Annotated in this window: 26 protein-coding genes; 13 read left to right on the top strand and 13 right to left on the bottom strand. The window is 64.5% G+C overall.

The window, feature by feature from the left end; genetic code table 11:
• Positions 1-38: 38 nt before the first annotated feature.
• Positions 39-497: a MarR family transcriptional regulator gene (locus AB0J47_RS30335; RefSeq protein ID WP_364353620.1), complete on the top strand. Its 459-nt coding sequence runs from the start codon at positions 39-41 to the stop codon at positions 495-497.
• A 40-nt stretch (positions 498-537) separates the two neighbouring features.
• Here AB0J47_RS30335 and AB0J47_RS30330 read toward each other — a convergent pair whose 3' ends face one another.
• Positions 538-1,719, bottom strand: coding sequence for an MFS transporter (locus AB0J47_RS30330; RefSeq protein WP_364353617.1), 1,182 nt, complete (start codon positions 1,717-1,719; stop codon positions 538-540).
• Positions 1,720-1,765: 46 nt separating this feature from the next.
• Between AB0J47_RS30330 and AB0J47_RS30325 the strand changes: the two genes are divergently transcribed.
• On the top strand, positions 1,766-2,086 hold the full coding sequence (locus AB0J47_RS30325) for a helix-turn-helix domain-containing protein (RefSeq protein WP_062983430.1): 321 nt from the start codon (positions 1,766-1,768) through the stop codon (positions 2,084-2,086).
• 422 nt (positions 2,087-2,508) lie between these two features.
• Here AB0J47_RS30325 and AB0J47_RS30320 read toward each other — a convergent pair whose 3' ends face one another.
• Positions 2,509-3,090, bottom strand: coding sequence for a TetR/AcrR family transcriptional regulator (locus tag AB0J47_RS30320; RefSeq protein ID WP_364353613.1), 582 nt, complete (start codon positions 3,088-3,090; stop codon positions 2,509-2,511).
• Between the two features lie 144 nt (positions 3,091-3,234).
• Between AB0J47_RS30320 and AB0J47_RS30315 the strand changes: the two genes are divergently transcribed.
• From AB0J47_RS30315 to AB0J47_RS30295, 5 genes are all read left to right on the top strand, one after another.
• Complete coding sequence (locus AB0J47_RS30315) at positions 3,235-3,525, top strand: DUF2867 domain-containing protein (RefSeq protein ID WP_364353610.1); 291 nt, start codon at positions 3,235-3,237, stop codon at positions 3,523-3,525.
• 58 nt (positions 3,526-3,583) lie between these two features.
• Complete coding sequence (locus AB0J47_RS30310; RefSeq protein WP_364353607.1) at positions 3,584-4,372, top strand: HAD-IIA family hydrolase; 789 nt, start codon at positions 3,584-3,586, stop codon at positions 4,370-4,372.
• A gap of 233 nt (positions 4,373-4,605) precedes the next feature.
• Positions 4,606-5,238: a TetR/AcrR family transcriptional regulator gene (locus AB0J47_RS30305; RefSeq protein WP_364353604.1), complete on the top strand. Its 633-nt coding sequence runs from the start codon at positions 4,606-4,608 to the stop codon at positions 5,236-5,238.
• Positions 5,239-5,268: 30 nt separating this feature from the next.
• The gene (locus AB0J47_RS30300) at positions 5,269-6,129 is read left to right on the top strand and encodes an alpha/beta fold hydrolase (RefSeq protein ID WP_364353601.1); all 861 of its coding nucleotides are present in this window, start codon (positions 5,269-5,271) and stop codon (positions 6,127-6,129) included.
• Positions 6,130-6,188: 59 nt separating this feature from the next.
• A complete protein-coding gene (locus tag AB0J47_RS30295) occupies positions 6,189-6,620 on the top strand; it encodes a nitroreductase family deazaflavin-dependent oxidoreductase (RefSeq protein ID WP_364353598.1) in 432 nt (143 codons plus the stop codon).
• 23 nt (positions 6,621-6,643) lie between these two features.
• On the opposite strand, the gene AB0J47_RS30290 is transcribed toward AB0J47_RS30295, so the two are convergent.
• From AB0J47_RS30290 to AB0J47_RS30270, 5 genes are all read right to left on the bottom strand, one after another.
• On the bottom strand, positions 6,644-7,147 hold the full coding sequence (locus AB0J47_RS30290) for a DUF6879 family protein (RefSeq protein ID WP_364353595.1): 504 nt from the start codon (positions 7,145-7,147) through the stop codon (positions 6,644-6,646).
• A 132-nt stretch (positions 7,148-7,279) separates the two neighbouring features.
• Positions 7,280-7,594: an antibiotic biosynthesis monooxygenase gene (locus AB0J47_RS30285; protein WP_364353592.1), complete on the bottom strand. Its 315-nt coding sequence runs from the start codon at positions 7,592-7,594 to the stop codon at positions 7,280-7,282.
• Positions 7,595-7,698: 104 nt separating this feature from the next.
• Positions 7,699-8,343 carry a TetR/AcrR family transcriptional regulator C-terminal domain-containing protein gene (locus AB0J47_RS30280; protein ID WP_364353589.1) on the bottom strand — a complete coding sequence of 215 codons (645 nt, stop codon included), beginning with the start codon at positions 8,341-8,343 and terminating at the stop codon, positions 7,699-7,701.
• Entirely contained in the window at positions 8,340-9,242 is a 903-nt protein-coding gene (locus AB0J47_RS30275) for an alpha/beta hydrolase (RefSeq protein ID WP_364353586.1), read from the bottom strand. Before AB0J47_RS30275 ends, AB0J47_RS30280 begins: the two co-directional genes overlap by 4 nt.
• Before the next feature lie 100 nt (positions 9,243-9,342).
• The gene (locus tag AB0J47_RS30270) at positions 9,343-11,394 is read right to left on the bottom strand and encodes a prolyl oligopeptidase family serine peptidase (RefSeq protein ID WP_364353583.1); all 2,052 of its coding nucleotides are present in this window, start codon (positions 11,392-11,394) and stop codon (positions 9,343-9,345) included.
• Between the two features lie 169 nt (positions 11,395-11,563).
• Here AB0J47_RS30270 and AB0J47_RS30265 point away from each other — a divergent pair, with 169 nt between their 5' ends.
• Positions 11,564-12,538: a membrane dipeptidase gene (locus tag AB0J47_RS30265; protein ID WP_364353580.1), complete on the top strand. Its 975-nt coding sequence runs from the start codon at positions 11,564-11,566 to the stop codon at positions 12,536-12,538.
• A gap of 9 nt (positions 12,539-12,547) precedes the next feature.
• Here the strand turns inward: AB0J47_RS30265 and AB0J47_RS30260 are convergent, their stop codons facing one another.
• Complete coding sequence (locus tag AB0J47_RS30260; protein WP_364353849.1) at positions 12,548-12,889, bottom strand: MmcQ/YjbR family DNA-binding protein; 342 nt, start codon at positions 12,887-12,889, stop codon at positions 12,548-12,550.
• 303 nt (positions 12,890-13,192) lie between these two features.
• On the opposite strand from AB0J47_RS30260, the gene lpdA reads away from it, so the two are divergent.
• Together lpdA and AB0J47_RS30250 are read left to right on the top strand one after the other, a co-directional pair.
• Positions 13,193-14,593: a dihydrolipoyl dehydrogenase gene (gene lpdA / locus AB0J47_RS30255; protein WP_364353577.1), complete on the top strand. Its 1,401-nt coding sequence runs from the start codon at positions 13,193-13,195 to the stop codon at positions 14,591-14,593.
• Between the two features lie 68 nt (positions 14,594-14,661).
• Positions 14,662-15,363, top strand: a complete 702-nt coding sequence (locus tag AB0J47_RS30250; protein ID WP_364353574.1) for a polysaccharide deacetylase family protein — start codon at positions 14,662-14,664, stop codon at positions 15,361-15,363.
• A gap of 6 nt (positions 15,364-15,369) precedes the next feature.
• Here the strand turns inward: AB0J47_RS30250 and AB0J47_RS30245 are convergent, their stop codons facing one another.
• Both AB0J47_RS30245 and AB0J47_RS30240 read right to left on the bottom strand, forming a co-directional pair.
• Positions 15,370-15,786: a PPOX class F420-dependent oxidoreductase gene (locus AB0J47_RS30245; protein ID WP_364353571.1), complete on the bottom strand. Its 417-nt coding sequence runs from the start codon at positions 15,784-15,786 to the stop codon at positions 15,370-15,372.
• A 120-nt stretch (positions 15,787-15,906) separates the two neighbouring features.
• Positions 15,907-16,305: a helix-turn-helix domain-containing protein gene (locus tag AB0J47_RS30240; protein WP_364353568.1), complete on the bottom strand. Its 399-nt coding sequence runs from the start codon at positions 16,303-16,305 to the stop codon at positions 15,907-15,909.
• Between the two features lie 98 nt (positions 16,306-16,403).
• Here AB0J47_RS30240 and AB0J47_RS30235 point away from each other — a divergent pair, with 98 nt between their 5' ends.
• Positions 16,404-17,255 carry an SDR family oxidoreductase gene (locus AB0J47_RS30235; RefSeq protein ID WP_364353565.1) on the top strand — a complete coding sequence of 284 codons (852 nt, stop codon included), beginning with the start codon at positions 16,404-16,406 and terminating at the stop codon, positions 17,253-17,255.
• 529 nt (positions 17,256-17,784) lie between these two features.
• On the opposite strand, the gene AB0J47_RS30230 is transcribed toward AB0J47_RS30235, so the two are convergent.
• On the bottom strand, positions 17,785-18,162 hold the full coding sequence (locus AB0J47_RS30230) for a VOC family protein (RefSeq protein ID WP_364353562.1): 378 nt from the start codon (positions 18,160-18,162) through the stop codon (positions 17,785-17,787).
• 144 nt (positions 18,163-18,306) lie between these two features.
• Between AB0J47_RS30230 and AB0J47_RS30225 the strand changes: the two genes are divergently transcribed.
• A complete protein-coding gene (locus AB0J47_RS30225) occupies positions 18,307-19,074 on the top strand; it encodes a TetR/AcrR family transcriptional regulator C-terminal domain-containing protein (RefSeq protein WP_364353559.1) in 768 nt (255 codons plus the stop codon).
• Between the two features lie 9 nt (positions 19,075-19,083).
• On the opposite strand, the gene AB0J47_RS30220 is transcribed toward AB0J47_RS30225, so the two are convergent.
• Both AB0J47_RS30220 and AB0J47_RS30215 read right to left on the bottom strand, forming a co-directional pair.
• The gene (locus AB0J47_RS30220) at positions 19,084-19,215 is read right to left on the bottom strand and encodes a hypothetical protein (protein ID WP_364353556.1); all 132 of its coding nucleotides are present in this window, start codon (positions 19,213-19,215) and stop codon (positions 19,084-19,086) included.
• Positions 19,216-19,487: 272 nt separating this feature from the next.
• The gene (locus AB0J47_RS30215; protein WP_364353846.1) at positions 19,488-20,021 is read right to left on the bottom strand and encodes a carboxymuconolactone decarboxylase family protein; all 534 of its coding nucleotides are present in this window, start codon (positions 20,019-20,021) and stop codon (positions 19,488-19,490) included.
• Positions 20,022-20,240: 219 nt separating this feature from the next.
• Here AB0J47_RS30215 and AB0J47_RS30210 point away from each other — a divergent pair, with 219 nt between their 5' ends.
• Complete coding sequence (locus tag AB0J47_RS30210; protein ID WP_364353553.1) at positions 20,241-21,125, top strand: nuclease-related domain-containing protein; 885 nt, start codon at positions 20,241-20,243, stop codon at positions 21,123-21,125.
• Position 21,126: the final 1 nt, after the last annotated feature.

The raw sequence follows: 21,126 nt of genomic DNA, 5'->3' as shown, positions 1-21,126 counted from the left end.
AAGGCTCTAATGAGCAGACGGGCAGTTACCATGCGGATATGACGTCCATGCACTCCTCCGAGCGCCTCGGCTCGTATCTCAAGCGCGCCGAACAGGCCCTCAACTCGGCGAAGAGCGCGGCGCTCAAACCGGCGGGCCTCACCGTTCCCCAGTACGGGGCCCTGCTGTTCCTCATCGAAAACCCGGGTATCAACGCCGCCGCGCTGGCCCGGCTGTGCGGGGTGACCCCGCCGACCATGAATACGATCCTGACCAATCTCCAGGACCGCGGCCTCATCGAGCGCACCCCGCACGCCTGGCACAAGAACGTCCTGGAGACCCGCCTCACCGAAGCGGGCGCGGCGCTCGCGCAAGAGGCGGACGCGAGTGCCGTGCGCGTGGAACGCGCATTGGCCGACGAATTCACCGAGGCTGAACACGCCGCGCTGCGCGAACTGCTCACCCGCTGCGCCGACCTGCTCGACTCCATTCGCCCCGAATCCGCGCCGAAAAAATAGCTCCCGGATCGACCCGGGAGCCATTGGGATACAGGCGATTTCACACCGCGGCGACTACCGCCGTTTCGGTGTGGGCCGGTCGGCGCAAGGTCGCGACGCCGAGTGTGAGGGCGAGGAAGCCGACCGCGGCCGAGGTCCACGGGAGCCAGCTCGCGCCCGACGAATCCAGCACCGTGCCGCCCAGCAGCGAACCGATGCCGCTGCCGAGGTAGATGGCAGAGCCGTTGAGTCCGAGCGCGACGGTCGGCGCGTCGTGCGCAATGGCGAAGAGTCGGAACTGTTGCGGGATGAGGATCGCGGATCCGAAGAGACCGGTCAGGCCGAGTACCGCGAAGACCGCCCAGTTGGCGTGGGTGGCCGGGCCGAGCAGGAGCAGGCCGATGAGGCTGCCGACGAGTCCGATGGTCAGCGTGCGGGCCGGGCCGAAGCGGTCTACAGCTCTGCCGGCCTGCGAGTTGCCGATGACCTGACCGATACCCATGACCAGCAGCAGCCAGGCGAGTTGCCCCTGCGGCACCGATGGTGCGATGACGACCGGCAGGTAGACGATGGTCGTATAGCCCGCGGTCATCTGCAGTGTCGTCACCAGCAGAACCCGCAGTACGGCGGGCCGGGCGAGCACGCCGACGCGATCGCGCAATCCGGTGCTCGGCAAGGTGACCCGCGGCAGCAGCACCACGAGCGCGGCCGCGATGGCGCCGCCCACGGCAATCGCCCAGAGCACGCCGCGCCATCCGATCCAGCGCTCCACGAAGATACCGATCGGCACGCCCGCGACGGCGGACAGCGTGATTCCGGCGGTGACGACCGATAGTGCGCGGCCGCGGTACGCATCGTCGGCGACCACCCCGGCCACGGCGAAGGCATTGGCCTGGAACGCCGCCGCGCCGATCGCGGCAATGATGCGCGCCCAGGCCATCACCGAAAAGTCCTGCGCCGCAGCCTGTCCGATCATGCCGAGGACGAAGAGAACCGCACCACCGCCCAATACCCAACGCCGGTCCCAGGATCCGGTGGCGGCCGCGATGACCGGTGAGGCGATGGCGTAGGTCCAGGCGAACATGGTGGTGAGCAGGCCCGCGGTGGCCACCGAAACGTCCAAATCGCGGGCGATGAGCGGGAGCATGCCATTGAGCACGAAACCGTCGGTACCCAGCACGAAGGTGCCGACGGCGAGCGGAATCAGGGACCGATACAGATTGTTCGATGATTGTCGAAGCATCTTATGATGCTGAGATATAATTCGATGGTTGTCAAACGATCGGAGGATGAACGTGCGTCAGCTACCGCAGCCGAGCACCGGCGACCTGGACCTGATCCGGGTGCTCAGCGCCATCGCCGATCCGATCCGGCTGGAGCTGATTCGTGCGCTCGCGGGGGTCCGCGAGCCGCTCAGCTGCGCCATCGACAAATTCGATGTCGAAATCACCGCCGCGACCGCATCACATCACTGGAAGGTGCTGCGCGACGCGGGTGTCACGACCACCTACGTTTCCGGCCGCAACCGGCTCGTCGAACTGCGGCGCGACGATCTGGACGAGCGTTTTCCAGGCCTGCTCGATGCGATCATCAACGGCTCGCAATCCTGACCGGGCAATCGTTCACTCAAACCGGGTCTCGGTGAGCCGAGGTGCCCGCTGTCTGCGTCCGTTGAGCGGTTCAAACGCCCCAAAAGTATTGGCTTTACGGGCGGTCCCGTAGCGGGTGCACTTGGGGTGAAGACTCGAACGTCACTCAGGGGTGGGGGCAATGGACGGAATCTTTGTCGTGATCGGTGTCCTGGCGCTGTACGGCACGATCACGATCATCCATTACGCGAACCGTGGCAGTCGGGGGCGCCGCAACCGCCGCAGACGAAATCGATGGGCCGCGGGCAGTGGTGGTGGCGATGGAGGCGGCGGTGGTTGCGGCGGCGGCTCGAGTTGTGGCGGTGGATCCAGCTGCGGCGGCGGCTCGGGCTGCGGGGGCGGCGGCTGTGGTGGCGGCGGTGGTTGCGGCGGCGGCAGCTGATTCAGCGCCGCTTCGGTAGCAGACTCTCGAATGCGCTGTCCACCAACGCTCTTCGCTGTGCTTCGGTGCTCGGGAGGGTGTCGGGGGAGACGCGGGCCAGTTGGTTGAAACCGTGGTAAATGCTCACGGCGACAACTGCTCTGGTCCGCGCCTGCGCGGTGGTCAGTCCGAGTTCACGCAGGAGTTCCGCGACGTATTCGATGCGTCGGTCCGCGACTCGGCGCAATGTCGCGGCGACCGGCGGCTGGTCCGCCGAGGCTAGTAGGGCCAATTCGATGCGTCCGGTGGCCGCGTAATCGATGACCTGGGCGAAGAGTCGATGCAACCGCTCGGCCGGGTCTGTCTCGACGGCGATCTCGGCGATCACATCGTCGGTGCTGCGCTGCTCCCAGCGCGCCAGCGCCGCATCGATGAGGGCCGCGCGGTCCTTGAAATGCCAGTAGAAGCTGCCCTTGGTGGTGCCGAGCCGCTTGGCGATGGGCTCGACGGACACCGCCGCCAGACCGCCCTCCGCCAGCGCGTCCAGTGCGGCCTGTGCCCAATCGTCGGCGCTGAGCCGTGCCTTCGCATCCCCTTGTGCCATTCCCATACGCTACCGTATGGTCAATCCATACGCTCCCGTATGGGATATCGGAGGAATGCAATGCCGACTTATGAGATTCCCGAACGAGCCACCCTGGCGCGCTCGCCGGGAATCGATTGGGATTACATTGATTCCCATGTAATAGTGCTGCCGTCCGGCGCTCCTATCGATCCGCGGGAATGGACCCGAAAGATATTCTTCGGCAAGCCTTTTCCCGATCGCGAAAGCGACGAACATGAGCACGTGACCGCCGATGCGATGACGGTTCTCGACTTTGTCGTCTCTGTTCTCGTCGACGACGGCACGGTCACCATCACGTCTCTGGTCAAGTATCGAAATCGCTGGGGCCGAAGGTATTTCGCCATTGTGCGGCCATTTCACCGTCGGCTCGTGCCATGGATGCTCGCGCGCGCCGCCCGCAGTTTCGCCCGCTGACGCGCCGTATCGAACAGATGCGGCGGACGACTCCCTTCGACAGTCGTAGGCTGAACCCATGTCTGGCGACATACGCGGTGTGCTCTACGACATCGACGGTGTGCTGGTGACCTCGTGGCACGAGATCGACGGCGCGGTCGAGGCCGTGCGCCGCGTGCGCGAAAGTGGTTTGCGCCGAAGGTTTCTCACTAACACCACCTCCCGGACCTGCGACGAGATCGCCGAGCGGCTGCGGGCAGCCGGATTCGATGTCGATACCGCGGAGATCGTCACCGCCGCCCGGCTCACCGGCGAATACGTGGGCCGCCGCTACCCGAATGCGGCAGTGTGGGTGCTCAATCATGGCGATATCGAGGCCGACCTCGCCGAGCTGACTCTCGACGACGAAAATCCGGACGTCATCGTAATCGGCGGCGCCGGTGCGGAATTCACGCATGATGCGCTGAGCAGGGTGGCGGAGCTGATGCTGGACGGTATACCGGTCGTCGCGATGCACGGCGGCCTGACTTGGGCTACCGATACCGGGCTCCGCATCGATGCGGGCGCATACCTGCCGGGTCTGGAGGCGGCGGGCAATGCCGAGATCGCGGTGGTCGGCAAGCCCGCGGCGGCCGGATTCCGAACCTGTGCCGACCTCATGGGCCTCGATCCGGTCGAGGTGCTGATGATCGGCGACGATCTGCATTCCGATGTACTCGCTGCCCAACGGGTCGGTATGACCGGAGTTCTGGTGCGCACCGGCAAATTCCGGCCCGCCGTTCTGGCGACGGCTTCGGCCACACCGGATCACGTCATCGATTCCGTCGCGGAACTGCCCGCGTTGATGAAAGGTCTGTCGAAAGAATAATTCTAAAAAAGTCCTTCAAAATACTTTCGGCGTGCCGAACCTCTCGACATCCTCCGATGTGGCAAACAATCAGTGACAACCCTTGTAGGGGTAGTTAGATCGGATAGCAGCCTCCCGTAAGCGCAATAGCAACCGCGCGGCCAACTTTCGGCTAACGCCTGTTTCGCCGAAGGTTGAGACGAACAGCCCGATCCATGACGAGGGGATCGGGCCCTTCGGTATTGTCTGCCCCAATGTCACAGGATGCGAATACGGGACGAATGTATGCCGGGCAACCCGTAGAGGACCGGCAACGTCAGCGGCGTGCGCGTTTTCTGGAATCGGGCCTGACGGTCTTCGCGCGCGATGGCTACGCCAATAGTTCGGTCGGCGCTATCTGTAAGGACGCGGGACTCTCCTCGAGGCAGTTCTATGAGGAGTTCACTGGCCGCGAATCCCTCCTACTCGAGCTCTACGAGCAGATCGATAAGGAATCGCGCGAAGCGGTGACCGCCGCCCTGGAGAAGAAATCCGACGCGACCGCGCTGGAGATCATCGTTGCCGCGGTGCGCGCTTACGTCGAATCCATCGGCTCCGATCCGCGCAAGGCGCGGGTGGCGCTGGTAGAGGTCGTCGGCGCCGGGCCGAAGGTGGAGAAGTTCCGGCTGGAGCTGCGTCGCGTCTGGGGTTCGCTACTAGCCAGCGCCGCGGAGGATGCCGCCTTGCACGGCGAAATCCCAACGGGCGACTACGAGATGCGGGTGCTGGCCATAATCGGCGCGGTCAACTACGTGGTGGATTCGTGGAGCGGTTCGGACCCGCGACCACCACTGGACGACGTGATCCGAGTGCTCAGCCGCGTGATCATGGGTGCGGTCGGCGCGTAGTTCCGCCAGCCGTCGGCTAGCGTGCGCTGTATGGAGACCGTTCCCATCCAGATGCCGGACGGCACCACCGTACCGGTGCGGCTGTTCGCGGCGACCGGTGCGCATCGGCATCCAGTGCGCCCGGATGCGCCGCGTCCGGTGGTGGTGATGGTGCCCGGCCTCGGTGTTCCGGCCGGGTACTACGAACCGTTCGCCCAGGCGCTGGCCGCGCGCGGCTTCGATGTCGCGATCGGTGAGCTGCGCGGCGTGGGTGACAGTCGTCCGCGTCCGAGCGCCGCGAGCACGTTCGGCTACCACGAACTGGCCTCGGTCGACTTCCCGGCGATCTTCTCGGTGGTGCGCGACCGATTCCCGGACAGCACCCCGTATCTGCTCGGTCACAGCATGGGCGGCCAACTCGCGGTGCTGTACGCGTCGCGGATCCGCGGCCGCTTGGGCGGGCTGATCCTGATCGCCTCCGGCACCCCGTATCACCGCGGGTTCCGGGGCATTTCGGGTCCGGGCATGCTGGTCGGCACCGCGGCAATGTCGCTGACTGCCAATCTGACCGGCTTCTGGCCCGGCGACCGGATCTCGCTCGGCGGCTTCGGACGCCAGTCGAAGGTGCTGATGTCGGACTGGGCGCGGCTGGCCCGCACCGGCCGCTTCGCGCCGGTCGATGCGGATATCGACTACGAGGAGCGGATCGCCAGACTGAAGCTGCCGGTGCTGTCGATCACCATGACCGGCGACGATCTCGCGCCCAGCAGTTCGGCCGCCCACCTGCTGGCCAAGATGCCCAAGGCCGAGGTGACCACCTGGGTGCAACCGGAACCGTTGGGGCACAACGGTTGGATCCGTCAATACAGCAGCACGGTCGATCAACTGGAGAAGTGGCTGCGGGACCGCTGATCGGACGACCGCGCGCCTTCAACGAAGCGCAATCCCCCAACCCGTCCTAGGCTGTGTTTGTGTCGAATGAGCAACGGCGGCAACTACATCTGGATGTCATCGCGGAATTCCGCGCCAATGCGGGAAAGGTCGGCGGACAGTTCGCGAACATACCGCTGCTCCTGCTTACCACCACCGGTGCCCGCACCGGCGAACCCCGCACCTGGCCGCTGGCATATCAGCGCGACGGTGACCGGGTAGTGGTCTACGCCGCCAACGGTGGGCGGCCGAATCGTCCGGGGTGGTACCACAATCTGACGGCGGATCCCGAAGCCGTCGTCGAGGTCGGAATCGAATCTTGGCCCGTGACCGCATCCTTCGCGGAAGGTGAAGAACGGCAACAACTTTGGGAACGCAAGCTGGTGGACGCGCCGTTCCTCGCCGACTTCCAGGCGAAGGTGTCCTGGCAGATTCCGGTGGTCATCCTGGCTCCCACCAACGGCAATTCATAGGCATTAGCGCTGAATCGAACCCGTCACGTGGTGACATACTCCGCGTACGGCGTCGCCAGGTCCCACAGCCGCGTTTGCACGCGCCGGCAGTACTCCGCGATCCGTGGATCGCTTGTCACCGCTGCGCCAGCCGGTTTGCCGTTGGCGTCGGACAGGTTGAAAGCGACACGTTCGTCATCGAACAACCACCAGTCATCTGGTGGGACCTCTCCGGCGAGATGACGGGGCAGATAACGGATGTTCTCCCCGGACTCGATGTTCCGGCCAGTGATCGACAGTAGCCAACGGTGGTAGTCGCTATGTGGCACGGTGACGATGCGGACCCGACTTACTGATACGCCTCTGTCCGTGGTTTCCCGCATGAGCCCATGCCACGGGACAGGCGGCTCATCTGGTGGTGGCTCCCCGTTGAGGAACGCTCGCAGACGGTTGTTCTCGGCAGGCTCCGCGTACGAGTCCCGGACTTCGAGGTGGAACGCGCTGCGCCGCAACCCACGGAACCATTCCGGCCAAGGGGCACCGTCCACCAATAGCACCGTAAACGTCCTCTTCCTCAATGCGGTTCGGCAACTAGACGAAGCGGCTGCGCGCGCTCTCGCCGTCTAAAATGCGGAGAGCAGCAGGGATTTCACCGCTATGGCATCACCGATCGCCTGTAATCAGCCCGCAGCGGGGAGACCCTTCGCTACCGCCGGTGCCAGGAACTCGACACGGAAAGACTCGACGTATTCGCCACGCTGGTCCAAGAATCGGCGGGTGTGCGGCTGGCGTTCGTGCTCCTCGAATGCGGCTCGGTCACGGTAGACCTCGTAGAAGATCCGCGAAAGTGGTTCACCGTCAACCGTGTGAGTCGCGTAGACCAGCGTGCCGGGTTCATTCTCGGTGATGCGCCCAACGGTTTCCGCGACCAGTTCATCGAACGCCGCCGCTTTATCGACGTCGAACAGATCGAACTTCACCACGAGCGCGAACATCGGCCAACCGTACAACAGCGGTGCACGACCTTTTCGACCTCGAGGTCAGAGCCGCGGATGGGTTGGCGAAAAGGCGCTGCATCAGCTGCGACCTTCGGAAGGTGCTAAGTGTGATCGGAGATTTCGCCGAGATGGTTGCTGAAGCCGTCGAGCATCGCCGTGAGGCCGATATCGAAGTGGTCGGTGTCGGCGGTGGCGTCGGCGGCTGCGGCGAGGGTGTTGTAGTCGGGGGCGTTCGGGGTGGGTTTGCGGCTGCGCTGGGATGCTACGGCGGCGACGGTGTGGCTCAGGATATGGCCGACTACGTATTCGCGTAGGCATCGGGCGAATTGCAGGGCTGCCGCGGGGGTGAAGCCGACGCCTTGTAGACGTTCGAGCATACAGTTTCCGGTTTCGATTGCCGCGGCGCTGCGGACCGGTCGCGTTGCGAAGATCGGCACGGCATTCGGGTGTCGGCGCAGTGTGGAACGTAGGCGATGGGCGTAGGCGCTCATCAGCTCCGGCCAATCTTCCTGCCACGGTAGGGTTTCCATCTCGAGTTCGTCGAACATTGCTTCGGCGATGCCGTCGAACAGGTCCTGCTGATCGGCGAAGTGCCGGTAGGCCGCCATCGGGTCCGCCCCGAGTGCCGCACCCAATTTCCGCATGGTGAAGCCGTCTAGCCCCGCCGTATCGATGACGGTCAGCGCCGTCGCGGCGATGTAGTCGCGATTCAATGCGATCCGGGTGGTCGGCTTCGGCTTGCTCATGCGCTCATCTCGTCGAACAGCGCCACCAGTCGGGCGACGAACTGCTCCGGCTGCAACTGGTAGGGCACATGTCCGCCAGGGAATTCCACACAGTCCCGGTCGAGTTCGTCGGCCAGCGCATGCGCGGCAACGTAGTACGGCTTGCCGACACTCTCGCGTCCGGTCGTCAGCCGCCACGGCACCTCGACCTTCCGCAGGGCGGCCAGGTCCGGGTGGTAGTCGAAGCAGAAGGCGGGAAGCTCGCGGCGCAGCAGCAGGTCGGCATTGTTCAGTTGGCGGGTCATGGTCGAGGGCTGGGTTCGGGTGATCCGGCGGAGTGCGGCTCCGATCGCGAGCGATACGCGACTTGCACCGGCCAGCAGAGTTTGTCCCGGACTCGACCGGAGGATCCATGGCACATTCGGCATGGTCAGAACGCCGAATGCCGCGAACGCCCGCATCGGACTCTTGGCAACGGCGAGTTCGCCGATGTCGGCGATCTCCTGCCGCGCAGGGCTTTCGACGGGCAGCAGTTGGACCAGCGGCGGTTCGTGCACGATCGCATCGATGAGCCGATCTTCGGATGCGGCAAGCAGTTCGAGCGTGATGATCGCGGCACCGCTGCTGCCGAAGATGTGGGCGCGCTCGATCGCGTAGGCGTCGAGGATCGCGATGACATCCGCGGCCTGCGTCGCGACATTGATTGCGGCGTGTGGCTCGGTGAGCGGGCTGCGCGAATTGCCGCGCCGGTCGAAGGTGATCACGCGGAAGATGTCGGCCAGCAGCGGCACGACAGCTTCGTACATTCCGGCATCACCGCCGCCTCCGGAAATGAGGATCAGGTCCGGCCCGGTTCCGGCTGCTTCGGTATGCAGTCGCGCGCCAGCGGTTTCGACGATTCGTACCACGGGTTCGGCCACTACAGCTCCTTGTCTACAACGTAGACCAAGTCTACGGCGTAGACATACCGCCGCAAGAACTCGGCCCGGTGCAGGATGCACCGGGCCCGGTTGTACGTGATTACCGCTCCATCAAAATCTGCGTGAAGAATTCGTAGATGAGTCCGGCCTGGAATGCCGATTGCTTGTTGTCGGCCGCGCCGCCGTGGCCGCCTTCGATGTTCTCGTGGTACCAGACGGTGTGCCCCTGCTCCTCGAGCAGCGCGGCCATCTTGCGGGCGTGGCCAGGGTGGACTCGGTCGTCGCGGGTGGAGGTGGTCAGCAGGATCGGCGGGTAGGGCGCGTCGGCGCGGACGTTCTGATAGGGCGAGTACTTGCTGATGTACGCCCACTCTTCCGGCTTATCCGGATCGCCGTATTCGGCCACCCAGGACGCACCCGCCAGCAGCAGGTGATATCGCTGCATATCGAGCAACGGGACTTGGCAGACGATGGCGCCGAACAGTTCCGGATAGCGGGTCAGCATGACGCCCATGAGCAGGCCGCCATTGCTACCGCCGACCGCGCCCAGTTGTTCATGTGTGGTGATGCCGCGGGCCACCAGATCCTTGGCGATCGAGGAGAAGTCCTCATAGACCTTGTGCCGGTTGGCCTTCTGCACCGAGGTGTGCCATTGCGGGCCGTATTCGCCGCCACCGCGGATATTTGTCATCACCCAGGTGCCGCCGCGTTCCAGCCAGCCCATTCCGGAGGCGCCGCTATAGGCCGGGGTTCGGGATACCTCGAAGCCGCCGTAGCCGGACATCACTGTCGGACCGGGGGTGTCCTTGTGGTCGCGGTGGCGGATTACGAAGTAGGGCACCATGGTTCCGTCGTCGGAGCGCGCGAAGAATTGCTCGGTTTCGATGCCCTCGGCGTCGAAGAAGCCGGGTTCCTGTTTGAGTTGTTCGGTACGGCCGCCGACCGCGCTGGCGAGCAGGGTGGCCGGAGTGGTGAATCCGCTTGTGGTCAGCATGAATTCGTCGCCGCCCTCGAGCGGGTCCAGATTCATCACGCTGGTGGTCGCCATCGGCGGGGTATCGGCGAGCGGCTCCTTGTGCCAGCCGTCCGGACCGGGCGTGAGGACATAGAGCTTGGTCTGCACGTCCTCGAGGGTGATCAGCAGCAGATGGTTTTCGGTCCAGCCGTATCCGTGCAGCGAGGTGTGCTCGTCGGGGGTGAAGATCACCTCGAATTCCCGTGCACCGGAAAGGAATTTCTCGAAGTCGAGGGCCAGTAGCGCACCGGCCGGGTAGGTCTTGTCGCCGATCTCCCACGGCGACTTCAATCGCACCAGGAACCAATCCTTGTACCAGGATTCGCTTGCGTCGGTCGGTACATCGAGATGCCGCAGACTGCCGTCGCTTTCGAGCAGGTACACCTCTTCGTTGAAGAAGTCGGTGGCGCGGCCGACGAAATGCCGTTCATAGCCGGGAGTCCGGTCGTACCCGGCCGATACCGCGACATCGCCTGCCTCGCCCTCGAATACCGTTTCAGCCGCGGCGAGCGGGGTGCCGCGCCGCCAGCGCTTGGCGATACGCGGATAGCCGGAATCGGTGAGCGAACCCGGTCCGAAATCGGTGCCGACGTACACCGAGTCGATATCGATCCAGCGGAGCTCGGATTTCGCCTCGGGCAGGAAGTAACCGCCGTCGGCCAGATCGATGAATTCTCTTGTCTCGATATCGAATTCGCGCACGACCTTGGCATCCGCGCCGCCGCGGGACAGGCTGATGAGCGCACGCGACTGCTCCGGCCGCAGCACCGCGGCGCCGCCCCACACCCAGTTCTCGCCCTCCGCGGTGCCGAGCGCGTCCAGGTCGATCAGCACATCCCAGTCCGGCGCTTCCTTGGCATATTCGGCGAAGGTGGTGCGCCGCCACAACCCGCGGGGATGTTCGGCATCGCGCCAGAAGTTGTAGAGCCAGCGGCCGCGCCGACCCGGGTAGGCGATCTTGGTATCGGTATCGAGCATGTCCAGGATGCGGCGCTCGAGCTCGGTGAACCGATCGGAGCTGGCGAAACGCTCGACAACCACCTCGTTGTGCGCGCGGGCGAAGTCGAGGGCCCGCTCATCGGTTACTTCTTCCAGCCACAGGTAGGGATCGGTCACAGTTTGCTCAACGCCCGTCATGTCCACATTGTTGCCGAGAGGCTTCAAAGGTGAGATATCACTCGGTGAATCGGGCAATTCGGGCGCGCTGTTACCGGTTGCTCGACATCGAGTCAAGGTCTGACATACGTGCCGGTCGGCTCAGTAGGATCGCTGCTCCGATATCGAACCGAGGCGGAAGGTGGCCGGTTTGCCACAGTTTCTCTGGGAGCAGCACTGCTGCCTGCCATTACTGCATTCCGCGCGGATCGCGGATCTGGCGCGCTATCCGCTCGGGTCGTATTTATCGGTGAACGTCGGATATTCACGCCAGTCGACCGAGGATTCGCTGGCGCTGCTGCACAAGTTCCGCCGGGATGCGCTGGATAATGGCCGTTTCCGGCTGATCGAGCGGTTCGCCGATATCGGTGCCGCCGATACCATTTCGCTGGCCTTCGACCTGGAGGATTCGGGGCCGCTGGGCGGCGATCCGGATAACCTCGAGATCTTCTACGAACTGGGCGTTCGTTCAATGCTGCCGACCTATAACCACGCCAATGCGGCTGGTTGCGGTTGTCTGGATACCGACGACACCGGACTCACCGCCTACGGCCGAGATCTGGTGCGCAAACAGAACGAGGTCGGCATATTCGTCGACGGTTCGCACTGCTCCCGGCGCACCGGACTCGACTTGGCCGAATGCACCGAAGTTCCGATGATCTACAGCCATTCCAATTTCGCCGCACTGTGGGCGCATCCGCGCAATATCACCGATGAGCAGGCGCTGGCCTGTGCGCGGACCGGCGGAGTTATCGGTATCAATGGCGTGGGCATCTTCCTGGGGCAGAACGCGATCGATGGCCGAGCCGAGCGGGTCGCGGCAATGGCCGCGCATATCGAATACGGTGCGGAACTGGTTGGAATCGAACATCTCGGCATCGGGTCGGACTACTCCTTCGATGCCGAGGATTTCAATGAAATGCTCACCCAGGATCCCGGGGCGTTTTCCGACGCGTATACGAAGTGGGGACCGCTGCAATGGGTGCCGCCGGAGGATCTGCTCGGGCTCAACGAGCTACCCGGACTGGATGCCGAGCTTGCCGGTCGTGGTTTCAGTGCCGGGGACCGGGCGGCGGTATTCGGTGGCAACTTCGCCCGGATCGCACAGCAGGTCTGGCGTAACTAGCGCGGTGCTTCAGCCACCGAGGTGCGCGGCGGCGACGCGCTTGGGGACGACCATGCGCCATGCCTCGATGACCAGTTCCGTCAACTCCGTCTCGTCGATGGCATCGAGCCGCACCCGGACCCAGTTGTATCGCTCGTCGCGCGGCAGCGGCATCAGGAACTTGTCGGGCTCACCCGCGACCAGTGCCGCCCGCTCTTGCTTGGGAAAGGCGAAACCCATGCGGGTCTCGTCCGTGGACAGCGCCAGGTACACGATGCGGCCCACCCGGAACTTCGCCCGATCTCGCACCAGCGCCTCGGTCGTTCGCGGCAGGCTCAACGCGATCCGTCGCACGTCATCGGAGGTCACCACCGGACCGATTATCGTCGGCCGAGCCGAATCGGCTACGGCTGCTGTCGTGTAAATAATGTTCACCTGACCGTGGTGCGCACACCGATGGATGCATTTCCATTTCAAGAGCTGATGGCTATCGCTGCTGCTGGCGGCCCGAGGGGGTTTAGTTCACCGCTGCCGTGTGCCGCAGCCGCCAGCCGAGGTATCGCAGCCCCGCGCAGCTGCCCGGTCGCACGAAAGCCGCGGTGCCATGTGGCGCGCGTCTCATAGTTGCCGGGGGAGGGTGGGTGAAGTTCGCCCGACAGAGTTAGGCTCGACGACGTGACTTCCCATTACGACGTTGTCGTTCTCGGTGCCGGTCCTGGCGGTTATGTCGCCGCCATCCGTGCGGCACAACTTGGCCTCCGTACCGCCATCGTCGAGCAGAAGTATTGGGGTGGTGTCTGCCTCAACGTGGGCTGCATCCCTTCCAAAGCGCTGCTGCGCAACGCGGAACTCGCGCATATCTTCACCAAGGAAGCCAAGACCTTCGGCATCTCCGGCGATGTGAGCTTCGACTTCGGCGTCGCGTTCGACCGCAGCCGTAAGGTCGCCGACGGCCGGGTCAAGGGCGTCCACTTCCTGATGAAGAAGAACAAGATCGACGAGTTCGACGGTAAGGGCACCTTCACCGACGCGAACACCCTCTCGGTCGCCCTGTCCAGCGGCGGCACCGAGACGATCACCTTCAGCAATGTCATCATCGCCGCGGGCACCGTCACCAAGCTGCTGCCGGGCACCTCGCTCAGCGCGAATGTGGTGACCTACGAGGAGCAGATCCTCACCCGCGACCTGCCCGGCTCGATCCTGATCGTCGGCGCCGGCGCGATCGGCATGGAGTTCGGCTACGTCCTGAAGAACTACGGCGTCGACGTGCGCATCGTGGAGTTCCTGGACCGTGCGCTGCCGAACGAGGACGCCGACGTCTCCAAGGAGATCACCAAGCAGTACAAGAAGCTCGGCATCACCATCACCACCGGTGCGGCCGTGCAGTCGATCGACGACGACGGCTCCAAGGTCACCGTGTCCATCAAGGACAACAAGACCGGCAACCTGGAGACGGTCACCGTCGACAAGGTGCTGCAGGCCGTCGGCTTCGCGCCGCGAGTCGAGGGCTACGGCCTGGAGAACACCGGTGTCGCGCTCGAACGTGGCGCCATCGTCATCGACGACAACATGCGCACCAATGTGCCGCACATCTACGCGATCGGTGACGTGACCGCGAAGCTGCAGCTCGCCCACGTAGCGGAGGCTCAGGGCGTCGTCGCCGCGGAGACCATCGCCGGAGCGCCGACGGTCCCCCTCGGCGACTACCGGATGATGCCGCGCGCCACCTTCTGCCAGCCGCAGGTCGCCAGCTTCGGCCTCACCGAGCAGCAGGCCCGCGACGAGGGCTACGACGTGAAGGTCGCCACCTTCCCGTTCACCGCCAACGGCAAGGCGCACGGCCTCGGCGATCCGACCGGTTTCGTCAAGCTGGTAGCCGACGCCAAGTACGGCGAACTGCTCGGCGGCCACCTCATCGGTCCGGATGTCTCCGAGCTGCTGCCGGAGCTGACCCTGGCCCAGAAGTGGGACCTGACCGTCAATGAGCTGACCCGCAACGTCCACACCCACCCGACGTTGAGCGAAGCCTTGCAGGAAGCGTTCCACGGCCTCGCGGGCCACATGATCAACTTCTGATCCGTGTCCAAGACGGTGGCGTTCGGACCGAAAGGTCCGGGCGCCACTGTTTTTCATAGGAGCTGATGATGCGACGCAAGTGGTTGATCGGTGGTGCGCTGGTGCTCGTGGTGGTGTTGGCGCTGGCGGTCGGCGGCTATTACCTGATGAACTCGCGCACCTTCCAACTGGCGGGACGGTTGGTGAACCGGGTCGATACGACCGACAGGGTGGTCGCATTGACCCTGGACGACGGCCCGACCGACAAAGCGCCCGAAGTGTTGAAAGTTCTTGCCGAAGCCGGGATTCCAGCTACCTTCTATCTCATGGGCCGGGACTTGGCCGCGCATCCCGAATACGGCAGGGCGATCGCGCAGGCCGGTCACGAAATCGGCAATCACACCTACAACCATCGCCGCATGGTGCTCGTCTCCGGCGATACCGTCCGCGACGAGATCGAACGAACCGAAGCGGAAATCGCGAAAACCGGTTACCAGGGCCCGGTCACCTTCCGCCCGCCCTACGGCAAGAAACTCTGGGCTCTGCCGAAGTACCTGTCCGACCATGACCGCACGACGATCACCTGGGATGTGGAACCCGACTCGGGCCAACAGGCGAGCACCGACGCGATCGTCACCGAAACCGTGGCCAAAGTGCGGCCGGGCTCCATTGTCCTACTGCACGTCATGGGGCAGGGGCACGATTCCCTCGCCGCAATACCGCGCATCGTCAGCGAACTCCGTTCCGCCGGTTACCAATTCGTCACGGTGTCGGAGCTGCTGCGGCACTGAGGATCGTCAGAGCATGCCGTATGCGTGGGTGGGTGTCAGGCGGACGAGGGCGCGGCGGTCGGTGACCATGGCCTTGCGGTATTCGTCCCAGTCGGGGTGCTCGCCTGAGCCCGCTCGGTAGTAGGCGACCAGTTCGTCGACGGTGGAGTCATTGGGGTCGGCGGCAACCGGGGTGAGGTCGACGGTGCCCTCGATGACGGCGTAGGCGAAGAAGTCGTCGCGGGTGATGTGGATCGCGGCCCACGGATCGCGCACCAGGTTGTGGTACTTGGCCCGGTCGGCGGTGATGGAGATGCGAATGATCCCGTCGTCATCGACCACATGCAGCACATTGGACAGCTGTGGGCGACCGTTGCGCCGAATAGTGGTGAGCACGGACCGCTTGGTTGTCCGCGCGAAATCAACAGCTGAGGAAATTTCCATACCCACACCAACCCACCACAACCTCCCGACCTTCCCGCTGGTCGGTTGTGCACTGTGTATTGGTTGCGGCATCGGCCGAGAGACCTACTCCACCAGTACATGATGATCTTCGTCGTCTGGTCAGCCGCGGTGGTAGGTGGCTTGGGCTTCGTGGACTCGGGGCATGTTGGTTTCGATGATTTGGATGAGGTCTTCGAGGCGTTCGGCGACTTGGGCGCCGAGGTCGGTGAGGGTGTACTCGACTCGTGGGGGGATGGTTTCCTGCACTTCGCGGTGCACCATGCCGTCGCGCTCGAGGGCTTGCAGGGTTTGGGAGAGCATGCGCTCGCTGACACCGTCGACGCGGCGGCGCAGGGCACTGAACCGGTACGGCCCTTCGCGCAGCGCGACCAGGGCGAGGGTGCCCCAGCGGCTGACCACGTTCTGGAGCACCGGACGTGACGTGCAGTTTCGGGCGAATACGTCGGATTCCAGCGTCGGATCGTCGGTATCCACCAACGGCGTGCGCTGAGTGGTCATGGAATCGATAGTACCCAACTTGACCAAAGTGGCTACGGAATGCATAGTGCTTACTATTAGTTAGTACTTGATGAACGTATAGACCATGGAGGTAAGTCATGAGCGTCGCCGTAACCGGAGCTGGTGGGCAGCTGGGCCGTCTCGTCATCGAGGCGCTATTGCGCGAGGGGACCACGCCGGTGGTCGCGATCGTGCGTGATCCGCAGAAGGTCGCCGATCTGGCTGAGCGGGGCGTTGAGGTCCGACAGGCTTCCTATGACGACGCGGAAGCGCTCGACCGCGCGCTGGACGGTGTCGACCGGGTGCTGCTGGTCTCCGGTAACGAATTCGGTGCGCGAGTCGCCCAGCACACCAACGTAATCCGGGCTGCCGAGCGCGCGGGTGTGGAACTGCTTGCCTACACCAGCATTCCGCGCGCCACCGAGAATCCGCTCATCCTGGCCCAGGAGCACCGGGGCACCGAGGAGGCGCTCGCGAAATCTACTGTCCCGCACACACTCCTGCGCAACGGCTGGTACTGGGAGAACTACTTCGGTGCGCTCGGGCACGCGGTCGAGTCCGGCGTGCTGCACGGCGCCGGGGGTGCCGGTCGTGTCGCCGGTGCCGCGCGCGCCGACTACGCCGAGGCGGCCGCCAAGGTGCTGACCACCGACGGCCACGCGGGCCGGATCTACGAACTCGGCGGCGATGAGCGCCTCACTTATGCCGAACTCGCCCAGGTGATTTCGCAGGCATCCGGCAAGCCGGTGCGCTATGAGAACCTGTCCGAGCAGGACTACAGCGCGGCGCTCGAGCAGGCCGGTCTGCCCGGCGACTACGCCGCTGTGCTCGCTGATGCGGACGCCGGCGTCGGCGACGGCATCCTCGATGTGGACTCCGGCGACCTCCAGAAACTGCTCGGTCGCCCGTCCACTCCCGCGGTAGAGGTCTTCCGCGCCGCCCTCGCCTGACGCATCCAAGGGTGAGTTCATCGGGCTTGCACGCCGCCGTCGCAATGTAGCGAGACGGCGTGCAAGCCGTTGTCTATCAAATGAACTGGTCAGCTGAGGCGCTGAAACCGTGCGCCGTCCGAGTGCGACGCATCCAAAATGGGTTCACCGGACTTGCGTGCGGCCGCGTGTTACCCGCGCTCGTCGATGTGACATGCAAGCGCGTTGTGCGTCAAAGGAATTGGTAGCTGAGGTGCCGAGGTTATCTGCCGCCCTAGCGTGATGCATGCACACCGGGTTTTCCATGCGGCAGCGTGTTATCCGTGCTCCTCGTTACCGCGTGCAAGCGCGTTGTACGCCAATGGAATTGGCTAGCCGAGGTGTCGGATTCGCCCGCCGTCCCAGCGCGCATTCAGCGGGGTCCACCGGGCTTGCGCACCGCCGCAAGGCATTGGCAGGCGTATCAGCCCGGTGTCCAACGGAATTGGTCAGTTGAGGCTATCGAGGTCGCACGCCTTGCTTGCGGCACGGCATGCGACCTCGATCCGCATCAGACCCACTGCACCAATTGCAGGATGATGCCGTTCGGATCGGCTGTCTGGAAGTACCGCTCGCCCCAGGGCTCGGTTTCGATCGGGGTGACGATCGGTACGCCCTCGCGCTGGAGCCGTTCGTACTCGGCCTCGATATCGTCCACGACGAAGGCGACCAGTAGGCCCTCGCCCGCGCTCCCCGCTTTGTCTATCGGCCTGAAGCTGTCTAGACCGGTGCGCAGATAGCACAGGGTGAAACCGGCATCGGGCCGGGTGACGGACACGAAGCCGTCGGCCGACATCTGCTCGGTGAAGCCGAGGTGGTCGATGGCGAACTTGGCCGAGGCCTGCGGGTCGGCCACATTGAGCGAGATGGCGGAAGCGGTGATGTTCACTAGATCCTCCTCTGAAGCAGGACTCAAATACTATACTAAGTATGCTGTACTTTGTAGAGAAATTTCCGAGCGGCCGAACTGTTGCGTGTGACACGCCGATACGATCGGCTTTCGCACAAGGATCTCGCGAAACGAGGAGGCGGCATGGCCGAGCAATCACGGGACCGCAGCAGCGCGGGCGATCCCGTGCGCACCTTGGAACTGCTCTGGCGCGTGCCCGTCGCATCGGTACGCGGACCGAAACAGCGCAGCAGTGTGGATGCCGTGGTCGCGGCGGCCATCGGAATCGCGGATACGGATGGGATCGGCGCGCTCACCATGCGAGCCGTCGCCACCAAGCTGGGGCTGACCCCCATGGCCACCTACACCTACGTACCGGGCAAGGCGGAACTCGTCGACCTCATGCTCGATGCGGTCTACCAGGAGATGTCGCGTGCCGACCTGGCCGAGCTGCCCTGGCGCGATCGTGTCGCTACGATCGCCGCCGAGAATCGCGCCATGCTGGTCCGCCACCCGTGGGTCGCCTACCTGCCGACCGCGCGGCCGCCGCTCGGCCCCGGCGTCGCCGCCAAATATGAACACGAACTGCGCGCCTTCGACGGCCTCGGCCTCGACGATCTCGAGATGGACGCCGCCGTCACCTACGTCCTCGGCTTCGTCACCTCGGTGGCGCGAATCGCCATCGACACCGAGCGCGCCGCCGCCGATAGCGCCATGTCCGACCGGCAATGGTGGGAGCGCGCCGCACCGCTGCTGGCCCAATTCTTCGATGACGAGCGCTACCCGCTCGCCGCCCGCATCGGCGCGGTCGCGGGGCAGGCGTACGACAGCGCCTACAGCGCCGACCATGCCTATGAATTCGGTCTGGCGCGAGTCCTGGACGGCTTGGCCCAGCTCATCGAAAACCGCTGAGCCGCAGGGTTACTGATCGCCGGGCTCGTTATGCGGTTTCGGATGCCGTGCGGCGTCCGCGCCGCCGGGAAGCATGAAGCTTGTGATCACGATGGATAGAAGGATGAATCCCGCCACGATCAACACGAGGCTGACGGTCATGACGGCCCCTTTCTCCTGTCGAGCCGACAGTTAACTGTCAGCTAGCTTGATGGAGGGGTTTCCGATCCTGGTGCCGTCACACTATGGCGTGCGACACACATCGGTTATTGTCTCGAAAGCTGTGGTGCGGCATGACGACGGTCACGGAAATCGTCATTCTGTGCGTGTCGCGTTTCAGTTTAGGGGCTGTCGGGGGTGATCGCTCTGGAATTGCTAAATCGAGAATGGACGGCGTTGGCGAGAGGCGAACTGCGCACCGACGCCGCGGTAGGTCAGATGCCGTCGCGCTGGATCCGCAGCGCGGTAATGGTCGCGGCCAGTCCTTCGTACTGATTGATGAGCAGCACGATTTCGATCAGGCTGCGCTCGTCGTAGTGCTCGGCAAGGGCGGTCCAGGTGGCGTCGTCGATATCGCGGGTTTCGACCAACTTGTCGACCGCGGTGAGCAGCGCGCGATGCTTGTCCGACCACCCCTCGGCGGCGGGCCCGGTGCGAACTCGGTCCAGGATCTGCGGCGTGATGCCAGCTCGCCTGCCGAGGCGAATGTGATGGTCCATCTCGTAGGCGCAGTCGCGCAGTTGGGCGACGCGCAGGATGACCAGCTCGGATTCATGCCTGGGCAGTCGGCCACCCGGCATCAACCGTCCGGAGAAGTGCAGCCAGCCGCGAAACAGTCCCTTGGTGCGGCCGAGCGTGCTGAACAGATGTGCGTCGTCCGTCCCCGCAGCGCGTGAAAGTACCTGCCAGACAACCCAATTGATCGGGCCCAACTCCCGGAGTCGACCCGGTGAAATGCGTGGTCGCAACGCCGAAACCATGCCTGTGCCTCCTTGCTCGCCGCCGGCGGCGGGATCCGTCCTGCCGGAACGAATCCGAGCGTACTAGCGGGTAGGTCCGCGATCGGCGGGTCGGCGGCACCGAGTTGCGCTTTCCGGTGGTCTTCGCGGCGACGGCGGGTCATCATCAGTACCGGCGCGGTGGATGTGGGGCGCCGGGGTGAACCGGATGAGGGTAGGAAATACGCGATGCTGGTGAAGATCAAGACCGGAGCGAATCTCTCCGGGGCCGAACAGGAGTTCGTGGAATGCCTGCGGTTGTATCCGACGACCGCAGTCGCATTGGTCGGCCTGGAGATCGGCGAGCACGGATCCCGTCGGGTCGACGCGGTCATCCTGACCCCTCGCGGCATTACCGTGACCGATATCAAGGGCTTCCGACGCCGCCAGAGCGGGATTCTGAACATTCCGGGCGACGGCCGATGGATGATCAGCGCCGAGCCTGCCGACCTGGACGAGGAGATCTCCGGCAATCCCATCGATCAGCTGGAACACAGCGTGCACGCGGTGAAAACCCGGCTGGAGCGGGCGCTGATCGATCCGGGCCACATCTGCGGCGCCGTCGTACTCGTGCCGTTCCGCGGGGTCGCGGTGCGACCTGCCCGGACCAACCTGCGTCCCGGCATGGATATCCTCGTCTCGAATGCCCGTGACGCGACCGAACTCCGCATCTACCTCGAGGGTTTCTCCGCCGGACCGCGCAGCTGGACCGCGGATCGGGTCGGCGCCGCCTGCGATGCACTCGGCGCCACCGAAAAGCCTTCGCGCGCCGAGCTGCTCGCCGATGGCTTCGACGAGGTGCAGCCGAAAGCGCCGTCGCCGTCGGCGCGGGAGCTGCGCCGGCACGTCATCCCCGCGCCGCTGCCGCCGAGTAAGCGGCAGACGGCGGCGGGGTGGGCGGTCTTCGCGGTTGCCCTGGTCGGAATGGTTGTGGTCCTCATCGTGATCGCGAGCTCACTCGCCCACGATTCGACCGATCCGGCCCGCGAACCGGATACCTCGACAACGAGCGTGACGCCTTCGCCGCCGCCGCACCATCCGACCGAGTGCTGGCCCCTGCAGACCAACTGCTGAT

The sequence above is a fragment of the Nocardia sp. NPDC049737 genome (genome assembly GCF_040674755.1).
Classification (GTDB): domain Bacteria; phylum Actinomycetota; class Actinomycetes; order Mycobacteriales; family Mycobacteriaceae; genus Nocardia.
The sequence above is the reverse complement of the archived record's forward strand: the minus strand, read 5'-3'. Positions and strand labels throughout refer to the sequence as shown.